Source organism: Geobacter sp. DSM 9736 (assembly GCF_900187405.1).
GTDB lineage: Bacteria > Desulfobacterota > Desulfuromonadia > Geobacterales > Geobacteraceae > DSM-9736.
Genome location: NZ_LT896716.1, coordinates 112,502 through 126,755, shown reverse-complemented (window position 1 = coordinate 126,755; position 14,254 = coordinate 112,502). Strand labels below are relative to the sequence as shown.

At 58.2% G+C, this 14,254-nt stretch carries 15 protein-coding genes; 4 read left to right on the top strand and 11 right to left on the bottom strand.

What is annotated here, in order from left to right:
• Nucleotides 1-62: 62 nt before the first annotated feature.
• Nucleotides 63-2,351: a PAS domain S-box protein gene (locus CFB04_RS00630; RefSeq protein ID WP_088533461.1), complete on the top strand. Its 2,289-nt coding sequence runs from the start codon at nucleotides 63-65 to the stop codon at nucleotides 2,349-2,351.
• Between the two features lie 91 nt (nucleotides 2,352-2,442).
• Nucleotides 2,443-3,936, top strand: coding sequence for a NapC/NirT family cytochrome c (locus tag CFB04_RS00625; RefSeq protein WP_088533460.1), 1,494 nt, complete (start codon nucleotides 2,443-2,445; stop codon nucleotides 3,934-3,936).
• Nucleotides 3,937-3,992: 56 nt separating this feature from the next.
• On the opposite strand, the gene CFB04_RS00620 is transcribed toward CFB04_RS00625, so the two are convergent.
• From CFB04_RS00620 to CFB04_RS00585, 8 genes are all read right to left on the bottom strand, one after another.
• Entirely contained in the window at nucleotides 3,993-5,276 is a 1,284-nt protein-coding gene (locus CFB04_RS00620) for a diguanylate cyclase (RefSeq protein ID WP_088533459.1), read from the bottom strand.
• Nucleotides 5,277-5,332: 56 nt separating this feature from the next.
• The gene (locus tag CFB04_RS00615; RefSeq protein ID WP_088533458.1) at nucleotides 5,333-5,740 is read right to left on the bottom strand and encodes a VOC family protein; all 408 of its coding nucleotides are present in this window, start codon (nucleotides 5,738-5,740) and stop codon (nucleotides 5,333-5,335) included.
• 21 nt (nucleotides 5,741-5,761) lie between these two features.
• Nucleotides 5,762-6,487: a cytochrome c biogenesis CcdA family protein gene (locus CFB04_RS00610; protein WP_088533457.1), complete on the bottom strand. Its 726-nt coding sequence runs from the start codon at nucleotides 6,485-6,487 to the stop codon at nucleotides 5,762-5,764.
• An 87-nt stretch (nucleotides 6,488-6,574) separates the two neighbouring features.
• Nucleotides 6,575-7,081, bottom strand: coding sequence for a TlpA disulfide reductase family protein (locus tag CFB04_RS00605; protein ID WP_088533456.1), 507 nt, complete (start codon nucleotides 7,079-7,081; stop codon nucleotides 6,575-6,577).
• A complete protein-coding gene (locus tag CFB04_RS00600) occupies nucleotides 7,078-8,442 on the bottom strand; it encodes a sigma-54 dependent transcriptional regulator (protein ID WP_088533455.1) in 1,365 nt (454 codons plus the stop codon). The genes CFB04_RS00605 and CFB04_RS00600 overlap by 4 nt, the downstream gene beginning before the upstream one ends.
• A gap of 18 nt (nucleotides 8,443-8,460) precedes the next feature.
• Nucleotides 8,461-9,564: a nitrogen regulation protein NR(II) gene (locus tag CFB04_RS00595; protein ID WP_088533454.1), complete on the bottom strand. Its 1,104-nt coding sequence runs from the start codon at nucleotides 9,562-9,564 to the stop codon at nucleotides 8,461-8,463.
• Nucleotides 9,565-9,677: 113 nt separating this feature from the next.
• Nucleotides 9,678-9,914: a hypothetical protein gene (locus tag CFB04_RS00590; protein ID WP_088533453.1), complete on the bottom strand. Its 237-nt coding sequence runs from the start codon at nucleotides 9,912-9,914 to the stop codon at nucleotides 9,678-9,680.
• A gap of 139 nt (nucleotides 9,915-10,053) precedes the next feature.
• The gene (locus tag CFB04_RS00585; RefSeq protein ID WP_088533452.1) at nucleotides 10,054-11,022 is read right to left on the bottom strand and encodes a polyprenyl synthetase family protein; all 969 of its coding nucleotides are present in this window, start codon (nucleotides 11,020-11,022) and stop codon (nucleotides 10,054-10,056) included.
• 233 nt (nucleotides 11,023-11,255) lie between these two features.
• Between CFB04_RS00585 and CFB04_RS00580 the strand changes: the two genes are divergently transcribed.
• Complete coding sequence (locus CFB04_RS00580; RefSeq protein WP_088533451.1) at nucleotides 11,256-11,483, top strand: GSU3473 family protein; 228 nt, start codon at nucleotides 11,256-11,258, stop codon at nucleotides 11,481-11,483.
• 30 nt (nucleotides 11,484-11,513) lie between these two features.
• Nucleotides 11,514-11,693 carry a Rho termination factor N-terminal domain-containing protein gene (locus tag CFB04_RS00575; RefSeq protein WP_088533450.1) on the top strand — a complete coding sequence of 60 codons (180 nt, stop codon included), beginning with the start codon at nucleotides 11,514-11,516 and terminating at the stop codon, nucleotides 11,691-11,693.
• A gap of 191 nt (nucleotides 11,694-11,884) precedes the next feature.
• On the opposite strand, the gene CFB04_RS00570 is transcribed toward CFB04_RS00575, so the two are convergent.
• From CFB04_RS00570 to CFB04_RS00560, 3 genes are all read right to left on the bottom strand, one after another.
• Nucleotides 11,885-12,541, bottom strand: coding sequence for a protein-L-isoaspartate(D-aspartate) O-methyltransferase (locus CFB04_RS00570; RefSeq protein WP_088533449.1), 657 nt, complete (start codon nucleotides 12,539-12,541; stop codon nucleotides 11,885-11,887).
• Between the two features lie 93 nt (nucleotides 12,542-12,634).
• Nucleotides 12,635-13,081, bottom strand: coding sequence for a hypothetical protein (locus tag CFB04_RS00565; RefSeq protein ID WP_088533448.1), 447 nt, complete (start codon nucleotides 13,079-13,081; stop codon nucleotides 12,635-12,637).
• 123 nt (nucleotides 13,082-13,204) lie between these two features.
• A complete protein-coding gene (locus tag CFB04_RS00560; RefSeq protein ID WP_088533447.1) occupies nucleotides 13,205-14,179 on the bottom strand; it encodes a GDP-L-fucose synthase in 975 nt (324 codons plus the stop codon).
• Nucleotides 14,180-14,254: the final 75 nt, after the last annotated feature.

Genomic DNA, 14,254 nt, shown 5'->3' with positions numbered 1-14,254 from the left:
TTATACGGGAGCGAAACGGCCGGAAGGCATGGACGAAGGACCTACACCTTCAGGAGCAGGCAATGGGCACCGGCAGCCGCAGGGAACGCAGGCTGGAGAATGAAGCGCAGGAGGCGCTGCGGAAAAACCAGGAGCAGATGCGGCTCCTTCAGAAGATCGGCGGCCTCGGGTTCTTCGAGTGGAATATCAGGGAGGGCACCTACACCTGCTCCGGAGAGTTTCAGTATCTTTACGCCATCGAAGAAGGCAGCTTCCCATGCACCTGCGAAGGCTGGCAGGCTCTCGTGTACCCGGAGGACCTTCCGGAAGCTGTCCGGCAGATGCATCGGGCGTTCGAAACGGGAACATTCCTGGCCGAGTGGCGCGTCCGGCTTCCGGATGGAAGGGTTCGGTGGCTGGAGGGGCGCGGTCAGCTCTTCAGGGACGAAAAGGGGGAGCCGGAACGCCTGGTAGGTGTGAATATCGACATCACCTCCCGCAAAGACCTGGAACACGAACTGAACCAGTCCAGCATCTTTCTCGAACTGGTCATGGAGGGAGTGTCCAGCGCGATCTTCGTCCTGGACGAGTGGGGGCGCTTTACCAGGCTCAACATGGCAGCCATCAGGTTGTGCGGATACCCGTGCGAAGAGATCCTCGGACAACCCTTCCGGATGCTGGTCGACGAATCGGCAGCTGCGCAGCTGGAATCGAGCCTCCGACTCGTGATTTCCCATGGAATCAGCCTGGAAGAACACGAATGCTCCATAGTGCGCAAGGACGGGTCGCTGCGCACGCTTCTTCTGAATGTGGTGCCGCTACTGGACCGTGGGCGCATCAACGGCATGATAGGGTCCGCCCTGGATGATACCGAACGCAGACACTTCGAGACCCGGCTGCAGGCAAGCGAGGAAAAGTACCGGGAACTGGTCCAGGGGGCGAACTCCATCATCATCAGGATGGACAGATCTGGAGTCCTCACTTTCGCCAATCAGTATGCATTGAAATTCTTCGGCTATGCGGAGGAGGAGCTGGTAGGCAGACCCCTCATCGATACGATCCTGCCCACAACCGACAGCCGCGGCAGGAACATGTCGGCAATGGCCGAGGCAATTCTGCGAAATCCACCGGCGCATGAGCAGAACGAAAACGAGAACGTCAAGCGGAACGGGGAAAGGGTCTGGATTTCATGGACCAACAGGATAATTTACGAAAAGGGTGACTTTGCCGGAATCCTCAGCATAGGCCAGGATGTGACCCAGCGGAAGCGGGTTGAAGAGGCGCTGCGCAGGAACGAGGAATGGCTCTCCATGGCCCAGGCGGGAGCAGGCATCGGCATCTGGAGCTGGGACATGCAGAACCGGAAGCCCGCCTTCTCGGAGCAGTGTCTCGGCCTTCTCGGCATCACGGGGGAGCCCGACTCGCCGGAATCCCTGCTGGCCCTTCTCCATCCGGAAGATCGGGACCGTATCCGGCAATCGATGGAGAATGCCCTCCGTTCATCGTGCCATTTCAAGGATGAATTCCGCGTGACGTGGCCCGACGGCTCCGTCCACTGGATCATGGGACGAGGCAAGGTCTACTGCGACCAGGAGGGGAACAGGCGGCGGGTGACGGGGATCGTTTTCGACATCTCCGATCGCAAGGATGCAGAGGAAGCCCTTGAACGGACAATGGAGGAGCTGGCCCGTTCGAACCGTGAACTGGAGCAGTTCGCATACGTGGCGTCACACGACCTGCAGGAGCCGCTCAGGATGATAACTGGTTACCTTCAGCTCCTGGAGCGAAGGTACAAGGGAGTGCTGGACGACAAGGCGACGCAGTACATTGAATTCGCCGTGGACGGCGCAGCACGGATGCAGAAGCTCATCGAAGGCCTTCTCACCTGGTCCCGCATCACTACCCGCAAGGAAGAACTCCGGACGGTGGACACGGAGGCGGTCTTCGCCGGCGCCGTGGCGAACCTGAGGGCCGCCATCGCCGAGAGCGGAGCCGACGTTACCCGGGAGGCACTGCCCAGTGTCCGCGGCTCCGAAACCCAGCTTCTCCAGCTCTTCCAGAATCTTCTCTCAAACGCCCTGAAGTACCGGAAACCGGGAGTGACGCCGAGGATACATGTCTCGGCGCGACGGGAAGGAATGCACTGGTTCTTTTCCATCAGCGACAACGGCATCGGAATCGAGCCCCGGAACTTTCACCGGATATTTCAGATATTCCAGCGGCTCCACACAAGGGAGGAATATCCGGGCACGGGGATCGGCCTGGCATCGTGCAAGAAGATCGTGGAACAGCACCACGGTCGAATCTGGGTTGAATCTGCCCCCGGAAAGGGATCCACCTTCAGCTTCACCATTCCCATCGAGAAGGGATGAAGAAGGACGGTCCATCCACCATCCGGTTTCCGGGTATTGACTCAACCTCCCCTGAAGTTAAACTTTTCAATAAAATGCCCACGGAGCCGCGATGAAACTTCCCCACTCGGCAAAGAACTGGCTCTCCCTCAGCGGCGCCATCATAGCCGTCACGAGCCTCTTCATGATCATCTTCCTCTTCCTCGTGACGGTGGTGATGCGTGCACAGGCTCCATACCTGGGACTCATCATCTACATCCTTCTTCCGTCAGTAATGGTGGCGGGGCTTCTCCTGATCCCCATAGGCATGGTCAGAACGGTTCACAAGGAGCGGCAGGACAAGGTACACGTTGCTCCTGGTTGGCCCAGGATCGATCTGGAGGACCCCCGGCATCGCAATGCGGCATTCATCTTCATCATCGGCACAGGCTTCTTTCTCCTGGTCTCGGCCGTGGGGAGTTACGAAGCTTTTCACTATACCGAGTCGGTAGCCTTCTGCGGCACTCTCTGCCACACGGTCATGGAGCCCGAACACGTCGCCCATTCCAAGTCCCCTCATGCACGCGTCTCATGCGTTGCCTGCCATGTCGGCCCAGGAGCCGACTGGTACGTCCGTTCCAAGCTCTCGGGGCTCTATCAGGTATATGCGGTCCTGGCCGGGGTCTACCCGCGGCCGATCCCGACGCCGATCCACAATCTGCGCCCGGCTCGTGCGGTGTGCGAGCAGTGCCATTGGCCCGAGAGCTTCTCAGGGCACAAGCAGCTGCAGCGGACGTACTACCTGCCCGACCGCGACAATACCCCCTGGGTCATCGGACTGGGCCTGAAGACCGGTCCGGCCCAGGAAGCCCTTGGGCTCATCGAGGGAATACACTGGCACATCAACCCCCATGTCAGGATCGAATACGTGGCAACGGACAAGGATCGGCAGCAGATACCCTGGGTAAGGTCGACGAACCTGGAGACGGGAAAGGTGAAGATTTTCAGGGATGCGGCGCACAAGGCGGACGACGCGGTGCCGAAGGAGGGAGCACTGCGGACCATGGACTGCATCGACTGTCACAACCGCCCCTCCCACAGGTACAGGGCGCCGGCGCAGTTCGTCAATCACGCGCTGGCGGCTCGGGTCATTTCCCCGGACCTGCCGGAGATCAAGCGGGTGGCGGTGGAGGCATGCAGCGCCGACGATGCCACGGCGGATAAAGTCCGCAGCAGCATTACATCCTTCTACGGCACTTCGTATCCTGAAATCGCGACATCGGCGAGAGCACAGGTGGAACAGGCTGCCCGGGCTGCAGCCAGGGAATTTTCGAGCAATATCTTCCCCTACATGAAAGCCCGCTGGAGCGCCTATCCCGACAACATCGGGCATCTCTATTTCCCAGGCTGCTTCCGCTGCCACAACGGCACCCATCAGACTGCGGAGGGGGAGAAGATCAGCCGCGACTGCACGTTGTGCCACGACATTACTGTTCAGGGAATCGCCGGGAAGGAAATGGCAACGGCTCGGACAGGGGAAAGCCTTCCGTTCCGGCATCCTCAGGAGGTGGGTACTTCGTGGGAAGAGACGGCATGCCATGAATGCCACACGGGAGCTGTACCGTAACCGCTACGGGGAAAGAATTACGGTCCGAGCAGAGAGAAGGTCTGCTTCGGCAGGAGTCAGGAACAGGGAACCGAGGATGAATCCGCGGCAGTCACGGCGCTCCGGGAACCTTTCTTACGGAGCTTATCTCGATACATCAGCGCATCCGCCCGTTTCTGCAGATCGGCGATCTCCTCTCCGCTGGTAGCGGTAGCGGCGCCGAGGGAGAGACGGACGGGGCGACGGTCCGGATCATCTACCGGCACCTGGGTCTGAAGGTTTCGTTTCAGGACGTCCATCATCGTGTCGGAATCAGCCCCCGGCACTATCACGGCGAATTCGTCTCCCCCGGTGCGAGCTACGACGTCTCCGGCGCGGAATGATTCGGCGAGTATACGGGCAGCCGCCTTGATATGGTCGTCCCCCGCTGCATGCCCCCACCTGTCGTTTATCTCTTTCAACCCGTCGATGTCGGCAACGATGATGCTCACCGGGAAATGCCGCCCCTGCGCCAGCCTATTGAGCTCCTCTTCAAAAAAGCCCCGATTGTAAAGTCCGGTAAGGGTGTCGTGGGTAGCGAGGTACTGCAACTCCTGCTCGTAACGCTTGTAATCGGTTATGTCCTCGATCATCAGAATGTACTTGCACCCTTCGTTTCCTGCAGAGAAGGGTGAAAGCTTCGCCTTGCCCCAGAACGTGTCCCCCGATTTACGCGGAAACCTCATTTCCTCCTGCCACCCGTCTCCGGCGATTGCGGCGTCGTAGAATCGGAGCCATTCTTTAAGGCCTGCGGCAGATCGAATGTTCATCCCGACCAGGTCATCGCTGCTCCACCCCGTCAGCTTGCTCAATTTCTGATTGACGTACTCGATGGTTCCGTGAGTACCGATGATGGCTACAGCTGCCGGGCTCTCTTCCAAAGCACGCGATAGCATCGATACCCGCTCGATCTGTCCCCTGAGCGCCCGCTCGGCCATAACGGTACGATAACAGCGATCGACGGCGGCAAACAGCCTCTCCCCCTTGATGGGTTTAATGACGAATTGATTCACAGAGAGATCGATAGACTCGACGAGAAAATCGGTAGAGTCGAACGCGGTTGTGACTATGATCCCGACGTTCTTGTCCAGTTCGCGGATGTGCCTGACCATGGAGAGGCCGGTCATGACCGGCATCATGATGTCGGTGATCACCAGGTCGGGCTTCTCCTGCAAGTAGAGCTCGAAGCCTTCCCTGCCGTTCCGCGCGGTAAGCACCCGGGATACCCTCGGCTCAAGCAGCAGGCTGATCAGCCTCATGCTTGCAGGGTCGTCGTCGACGCAAAGGACGTTCATTTCGAGCTTTTCATCGCTAGTCGCCATCGAAGCTCCTTTCAGGGGGACACATGAACATGAAGATCCGGAAGATTATTGTGATGTCACAATCGGGTAGACTCCTCCAGCACCACCAGATAACCGTCAGGATCGAGGCACCAGAACTCCTTCATGCCGTACGGCTTCTCTTCCAGCGGATAGAGAATCTGGATGTCCTCTTCTATCAGGGAGTCGTAGATATCCTCGATCCCCTCGACACGCAGGTGAATGGTGAGGCCGACCCCTTTCGGAAATGTGTTGATGGCCTCATTCAGCATCGGGTGAGTGCGCATGACCGCCTGCTCGTCCACGAAAATCACTTCCCACCCTTCGTGCCGCATTACCAGGTATTCCTGGCCGCCGCGGGCAGTAACAGCCCGACGCACGGGCACACCGAGGAGCCCGCGGTAGAATGCCTCTGTGGTGCCCAGTTCGGCAACCGCCAGTTGAAGAGAAATCGATGTGTGAGACAAGAAGTACTCCTGGATAGGGTTTTACCGGCTGAAGAAGATCGTGGTCAGATTCCCCAGGCGTGTCAGGTAGTTGGAATAGATCATGATCCCGACGATTATCAGGAAGACGCCGGTGACGATCTCGAAGATGCGTATGTGCTTTTTGAAGCGGTTGAAGAACGCAAGGAACTGGTGGAGCGCCAGCGCCGACAGGAAAAAGGGGATGGCAAGGCCCATGGAATAGATGAAGAGGAGGGCGACACCGTGGTAGACCGTATCCTCTGTGGCGGCAACCATGAGGATCGAGGCGAGTATGGGGCCGATGCAGGGAGTCCAGCCGGCCGCAAAGGCGACACCGACAACAAAGCTGCCCACGTACCCTGCCGGCTTTCGATGGATGTTGACCCGCTTCTCCCCCAGGAGCATCCCGATCGGCAGAATTCCGGTGACATGGATGCCGAAGATGACGATGAGCACTCCGCCTATCTTCCTGATGAGCGTCATGTGCTCTTGGAGGAAACCCCCGATGAAGGTGGCGGATGCACCCATGAGGACGAAGACGAACGTGAATCCCCCGATGAATAGAAGGGAATGCGCCACCGTCTGCTGCCTGACCTTGTGGGTCGGGTGCTCCGCCTGAAGGTCGGAGAAGGAGATACCGGTGATGTAGGTTATGTAGGATGGAATGAGCGGCAGCACGCACGGGGAGAGAAAAGAGAGCAGACCCGCGATGAAGGCACTGACGTAGGTTATGTCCGGTGATTCCATGAGCACTCCGTCAGATTGAGGTTAAGGTTGAGGCTGAGGAAAAAGCTCGTTTGCCCTCAACCTTAACCTCGACCTTAACCTGCCTTTTTATTGCTTCATCAACTCCTCAAGATACTTGACGACCTCCGGCTGGCTCCAGTCCATGGGGCCTATCACTTTTTTCATTATAACACCCTTCCTGTCGATGACAAAGGTCTCGGGAACTCCGGTGATCCCGTAACGTCTCCCCACCTTCTGCTCCGTATCCAGAAGAGTCGGGAGGCTTGTGCCGGAGCTCTGGAAGTATCGCTGAACGGCCTCCTTCCCCCCTTCGTCGATGGAGACCGCCACCATCTGGAACGGTTTTCCCGCCATGGCCTGGTTCAGCTTCATCATGGAAGGGATCTCCTCCCGGCAGGGGGGACACCATGTTGCCCAGAAATTCAGGAGTACCACCTTCCCCCTGAGCCCTTCCAGGCTCGTCTCCCCCCCGGCCAGGTCCTTCAGTGCAAATCCCGGAGCCGGCTTCCCTTCGGCGGGGGGCGCTTCCTTTTTCGAGCATGCTGCAAGCACCGCCAAGGTCAGCGCCACGAGCAGGCAGGTCCATTTTTTCATCGCGTTCTCTCCTGTGACTGAATATTGTACTTCTCCATGCGGTAGATGAGAGTGTGTCGGGGGATTCGCAGAAAACGCGCCGCCTGCGTCTGGTTCCAGCCGTTTCGCTCCAGCGCCTCCACCACGATCTCCCGCTCCAACTGCTCCAATGAGTACCCCTCTTCGGGGAGATTTACTATTTTCGCCCCTCCCCGCTCGGCCCGTCCTTCCCGGATCTTGTCCGGAATCTCCGATATGTTGATGACATCGCCGTTACGCATGATGAGTATGCGCTCCACCGAATTCTCCAGCTCCCTCACGTTCCCCGGCCACCGGTAGTTCTGCATCGCGTTCATCGCTTCCGCGGAGAAGGTGACCTGAGGGGCGCCATGCTTGGTGGCGAAATGCTTGACCAGTACGGGGATGTCGTCACGCCGCTCCCGCAACGGCGGAAGGTGAAGGGGAATGACCGAGAGCCGGTAATAGAGGTCCTCACGGAAGGTACCTTCCTCTATAGCCTTCTCCATGTCCATGTTTGTTGCAGCCACCACACGGACATCCAGCTTCTGCTCGCCGTGCCCCCCCACCGGTTCCACGGATCTTTCCTGAAGCGCCCGCAGCAGCTTCGGCTGCAATTCGAGGGGCAGCTCTCCCACCTCGTCAAGAAACAGCGTTCCCCCGTCAGCCATCTGAAATTTCCCGGTCTTGTCCCTGATCGCACCGGTAAAAGCCCCTTTGACGTGCCCGAACAGCTCGCTCTCAAGGAGGTCGCGGGGAATGGCCGCACAGTTGATGGGGATGAAGGGGCCCTTGCGGCGGGAGCTGAGCGAGTGGACCGCCCGGGCTATGAGTTCCTTACCGGTGCCGGATTCACCGGTGATGAGCACGGTTGCCTCACTGTCGGCGACTTTCCGCACTACCTGGAAAACCTGCTCCATCCGACGGGAAATGCCGACTATATTGCGAAAATCCGCCCGGTCGGTGAGCTCCTCCCGAAGGCGCTGGTTTTCGTCCGAGAGCCCCTTCAGTTGAAGGGCTTTCCTGACCACCAGTTTCAGCTCGTCACGATTGAAGGGCTTCGTTATGTAATCGTAGGCGCCCAGTTTCATTGCCTCGACCGCCGTCTCGACGGCGCCGAAGGCGGTTATCACGATCACCAGTGTTTCCGGTGCCCGCTCCTTCACGGCCGCAAGGAGCTGAAAGCCGTTCATCCCCGGCATCTTCAGGTCGGTAATGACTAGTGGCGGGCGGTGAAGGTCGAAGAGTGCCATACCGGCCTCACCATCTGCAGCTGTGAGGACTTCGTATCCCTCCTCCTGAAGGTTGTACTCCAGGACACGGCGGAGCGATGTATCATCGTCAATTATCAGTATCTGTGGCATGGTGGCCTCTGTTTTTTCTCACACCGGCAGTCTCACGATAAAGGTAGTCCCGCGGTGCAGTTCGCTTTCTACATGGATGGTCCCACCGTGGCTTTCTATGATGCGCTGGGCGATGGGAAGCCCTAGGCCGGTGCCCCCGTGCTTAGTTGTGAAAAACGGCTGGAAGACCCGCTCCAGTCGCTCGGGCTCGATTCCTTTTCCCGTGTCGGCGAATGAAACCTCAACCCGGGGAGGCATTTCACCCGTTGCAGGTAGAAGGCGGGCCGCAACCGTCAGGCTGCCTCCCGGTCCGGTAGCCTGGATGGCATTTAGCACCAGGTTGAGGAATACCTGGCGCAACCGCTCCCGGCTTCCGTGTACGGAAGGAAGCTGCTGCGGCACTACGTTAAGGCGCACCCCCCGTGCGGCCGCTTCCGGCGCGACCAGATCCATTATCTCCTGCACGTCGGCCAAGAGGTCGCAGGTCTCCCGCTCCGTCGGAACAGGCCGCGCAAGACCGAGGAAATCTTCCACCACCCTGTTCAGGCGGTCGGCTTCCTTGATGAGGATCTCAAGGAACTCGTATTTGCGGTCTTCCGGCCGAAAGTCGTCCCTGAGGATCTCTGCCGTCCCCCTGATGGAGCCGAGGGGATTGCGGATCTCGTGCGCAAGCACGGCTGAAAGCTCTCCCAGCGCCGAAAGGCGCTCCGCCCGCCTCAATTGATCCTCTATCTTCAGGATCATGTCGGTCTGCTCCTGGAGCTTTCGGTATGATTCTTCAAGGCCTTCCGCCGTACGCTGCAGTTCCTCCCGGCGCGATTCCTCCTTTTGGGATAGAAAGCCGGTTATTCCCCCAACCACATTATAAAGAACGATTTCGAGAAACTTCTCCAGCTCGATGCTGGGCACGAGGCCCCACTGGAACAGGATGTGCGGGACATAGAAAACACTGACGACGAGGGCGGAAATGATCCCTCCGCGGAGACCGAACCAGAATGCCGCGAGGATGATGGGAATGTAGTAGAGGCGCTGGAAGATATCGTGAAGCATCGGCAGATGCAGCGGCGTCAGGTAATGGAGCAGGCTGATTCCGACGATGCACCCGGACAGGAGAGCGATGCGCGGATACGGGCTCTTCTTCATAGGTTCAACTTGTAGATCATAGATGGGGTTATTGCAAGATTTTTAAGTCGGACTTCCTGAGCGGGCACAAAAAAGCCCGTCGTGAAACGACGGGCGGGAGTGAAGTAACCATGCTATCTGCGAACGGAGAGCTTATGAAACATCTGCCGTGAAGTTATCGCCAGCGGCAGCAGCCTTTCGTGCTTCTCCAGCACCTCTTGAAGGGATCCCCCGTCATTTATGATGACGTCGTCAACACCGAAGCGGGTCCGGGCAACGTGCCGGCCGTCCATGCGACAGAACACGTTGATGGTGTAGCGGCTGCCATGGATCTCTATCTCTGACTCATGCACAAGGACTTCTTCGTTCATCACCGGACCCCGCCCGCGCAAGTTTATGACAAAAACTTAACCTGCAATATCGGAGCCAAGCAGAACAGGTGAAAAACAGGGGCAATAGGAGGCAACCTGCTGTGGATACTAGTGTTTTAGCGGAGAAGCGCCTCGTGATTTAGCGTTCGCGCGTTACCACATAATCCGCCAGTTCCATCAGTGCGGTTTTCTCGGGGGAATCCTGAAAACTCTCGAGCGGAAGCTTTGCGCTGCGGATATAGTCGCGGGCTGCAGCAATGGTGTACTCAATGCCGCCGTACCGGTGGACAAGATCGAACACCGCCTGGAAATCCTCCGCTTCCAGGACGTCCTTGGCAACAACGTCTCCGATCCGGTCCCGCTCGGCAGCAGTACATTGTCTGAGCGTATGGATGAGCGGCAGGGTGATTTTCCCTTCCTCCAGGTCATGACCGATGCTTTTGCCGAACTGCTCCTCGTCTGCCACGTAATCCAGAGTGTCATCCATGAGCTGGAACGCTATTCCGAGGCGCATTCCGTAGTCCGACAGAGCAGCTTCCCGCTCAGCCGTCGCGGCACCGAGGATGGCCCCGGCCTGACAAGCTGCGGAGAGAAGTATGGCGGTTTTGCACTTTACAACTTCTATATAGCGTTCCTCGGTTATGTCCAGGTCGCTCGTGCAGATGAGCTGGAGCACCTCCCCCTCGGCGATGACCGTAGTGGCATTGGAGAGAACGCGGAGTATGTTCAGATCCCCGTCTGCAACCATGAGGGAGAAGGATTTTGAAAAGAGAAAGTCACCGACCAGGACCGATGCCTCATTTCCCCAGAGGGTGTTGGCGGACGCGATCCCGCGGCGGAGGTTGGCATTGTCCACCACGTCGTCGTGAAGCAGCGTGGCGGTGTGGATGAACTCAATAACGCTGGCAAGGGGGACGTGACGGTCACCGCGGTAGCCGCACAGGCGGGCTGCAAGCAGAAGAAGCGCAGGCCTGATACGCTTGCCGCCACTCGAGAGGACGTATTCACCCACTTTGCGGATCAGCGGGACATCCGACTGAAGGTCCTTCTTGAACTGAAGCTCCACATTTCTGAGGTCTTCCCCGATCAGGGCAAGAGCTGCTTCCATCTTTGACGCCTTTACATTAAAATTTGCGCCATACTATAGGAATGGCGCGGGTTTTGTCAAAGCATTTCTCCGTTGACGCCCGCTTGCGGGAAGCTATATAATTAGCGTCCTTTCAGGATATGCGGAGCGGCTAGCCCATAATTTTGGAAAAAATACGGAGGCCGACAAGGAGAGGAAAAAACATATGGTATACTAATTAAGTCGAATCACCGTCACGACCACGGAGGGAGAGCATGATGATAAGAGTGCTCTACAAGGACAATACCAGCGGGATGGTCAAGGATTATCTCCTTGACGACCTCATCAACTCGGGGAAAATTGTCGCATTCTTCCGGTCGAGCGGCTGGGTCGCAGTTGGACGCGATCCGGTGCGAAAAGCAACAGAGACATTCGATGGCGCGGAACGGAGAAAAACGGGCCCCAAAGCAAAAGCTTCCGGACTTGTCGAATCACATGGCTAGCTCATGTCATTACAACCAGGAGGATGGAAAATGAATATGAAGGAAATCAGGGAGGTCGCCGCAGAACGTGGAGTCAAGCCGGGAAAGCTCAAGAAGGAGGAGCTTATCCGAGCCATCCAGCAGGCTGAAGGAAACCCCGCCTGCTTCGAGCCGGGCAGGGGAGAGAACTGCGGCGAGCACGGCTGCCTCTGGCGGGAGGACTGCAAGTAGCAAAAAGAGGTGACCTTCCACGGAGCGAACTCATGCCACGTTCACCTGTCGATCCGACTCTTGACGCCGAAAATCGGTGCAGGCACTGCGGCAGCCATGCAGCCCAGGGCCGCGGGACCGCAGCTCCATCGTACAGCTGCGGCTGCTGCTTCGCCACGGGAACTTCCTCGGCAGCACCAGAATTCCCGCTTTCACAGGTCGTCGCCCCAGCCGTCCTCACCTATGAGAGGAACGAACTGAACGGCACACATGTCCTCCCTTCGGAATTCATTCTCGCCGATTCGCAGTATCCTTTCGAGCGACTGCATCCTGGGGTGATGCCCCACCGGTATGACGAGGCGACCGCCTGTTGCCAGCTGTTCCCGCAGCGCTTTAGGAACATGGGGCGCGCCGGCAGTCACCTGGATCGCCTGATACGGGGCGAACTCCTGCCAGCCGCGCGTCCCGTCCCCCAGCAGAACCGTTACATTCCCGCAGTTGAGGCGGCGCAGTCGACTCGCCGCTCCCTGCGCAAGCGTGGCGTAGTGTTCCACGGTGAAGACTTCCCGTGCAATCCTCCCCAGAATCGCCGCTGAATATCCCGATCCGGTACCTATCTCCAGCACCCTGTCTTCAGGACCCAGCTCAAGAAGCTCCGCCATGAGGGCAACTATGTAAGGCTGCGAGATCGTCTGCCCCTCCCCTATCGCCAGAGGGTAGTCGCCATACGCAAACTCCACCAGTTCCTCCGGGACGAACTCTTCCCTGGGGACCTCCTCCATGGCCCTCAATACAGCAGGATCCCGAATGCCGCGCGCCTTCAGGTGATCCCGTATCATCGTTTCCCGCGCCGAAGAAATACGATCCATTGGCTCCACCGCCGGCAGTAGTGGTACTGGTTACATTTTATCCGGAAATGGGCGTGTGTCCAAAACCGTAAGCCGGCCTGGCATCAGGCGGCCTTACCGGCCTCGGGGGGAAGAACCTAAAATGCGGAGGGTGATGAAGAAGAGGAAGAGAAGTACCAGCGGGACGAAGAGCGCTGCCATGAGAATTCCGGAGGCTTCCGTGACGAAACGTTCACCGGGATTTCCCGGTAGATTGATGGAAGGATCATCGGAAAGATGGTAGACGAGGATGGGGTCACCCAGGTGGAGCTTCGCGCATGGCGGATTGCCGAAACCGTCCTTTCCCCTCCCCTGATAGTTCACTCCATTGGCGTCGAACCTGTAGGCGAGGGGGGTGTCACTGCCGCAAGCAGCCGCCGTCAGTGCGCCCTGAACCGGCACACCCAGCCGCGCCAGCCGCAGGCTGGTCATCCAGGCTCCCTCCCCGAACATCATGACGATTGCAGCCGCACACACGAGATAATAGAAAAGAAAGGCCCAGCGTCGTGTTGTTACCGGCATGATGTCCGTCCCCGCTCCTTCACCTGAGAAATTTCGGGAAGAGTAGCCCTTTTGCCGGGAGGGGTCAAGGAAAAGGATAACGAAAAATAATTAAAGAACGACAACTACACTGAAAGCGACATTCTAGTGACTCCCGGAGCTTCTGTTCTCAAGGTACCAGCGGTAGGTCTCGGCCACCCCTTCCCGTAGATCCATCCGGTGGCGCCACCCGAGTGAATGGATTTTCGTCACGTCCGTAAGCTTACGCGGTGTACCGTCCGGCTTGGTCGAATCAAATACAAGATCACCTGTGAAACCGACTATCTCCTTGATGGTCAGCGCCAGATCGCGGATCGTCAGCTCCACTCCGGTACCGACATTGACCAGAGCAGGAGCCTTCGGGTCGTCCAGAAGTGCGTCGAACGCGGCCCCCTCCAGATTCATAAGGAACAGGCAAGCTTCGGCGACGTCGTCGACGAAGATGAACTCGCGGAACGGAGTGCCCGTCCCCCAGACGGTCACCTTCTGCTCACCGGCCAGTTTTGCCTCATGGAACTTGCGGAGCAGCGCGGGGAGTACGTGGGAGGTTTCGAGGTTGAAGTTGTCGTTGGGCCCGTAGAGATTGGTAGGCATCGCCGCGACGTACTGGGTGCCATACTGCCGGTTGTACGACTGGCACATCTTCACCCCTGCAATCTTGGCTATTGCGTACGCATCATTCGTCGGCTCCAGCGGCCCAGTGAGGAGGTACTCCTCCTTGATGGGCTGGGGCGCCATCTTCGGGTAAATACAGGAACTGCCGAGGAAGAGCAGCCGCTTCACTCCGGCTGCATAAGCGTGATGAATCACGTTGGACTGTATCATCAGATTGGTGTAGATGAAATCCGCCGGGTAACTGTTGTTCGCTACGATACCGCCTACCTTTGCGGCTGCGATCATGACATACTCCGGCCTGTTCTCCCTGAAGAAACCGGCTACTGCGCCCTGGTCCCGCAGGTCGAGTTCCTTCTCGTCCCGCAAAATCAGGTTGTCGTAACCCTCCTTCCGCAGACGCCGGGTGATGGCGGACCCGACTAGTCCGGTGTGTCCTGCGACATATATTCTGGCACTCTTCTCCATCATGGTCTCCTCTCTCGAATCAACTGGGGACAGGGGTCGGGAAGGGCTAACCTACCAGATACGACCCTCCCGGTG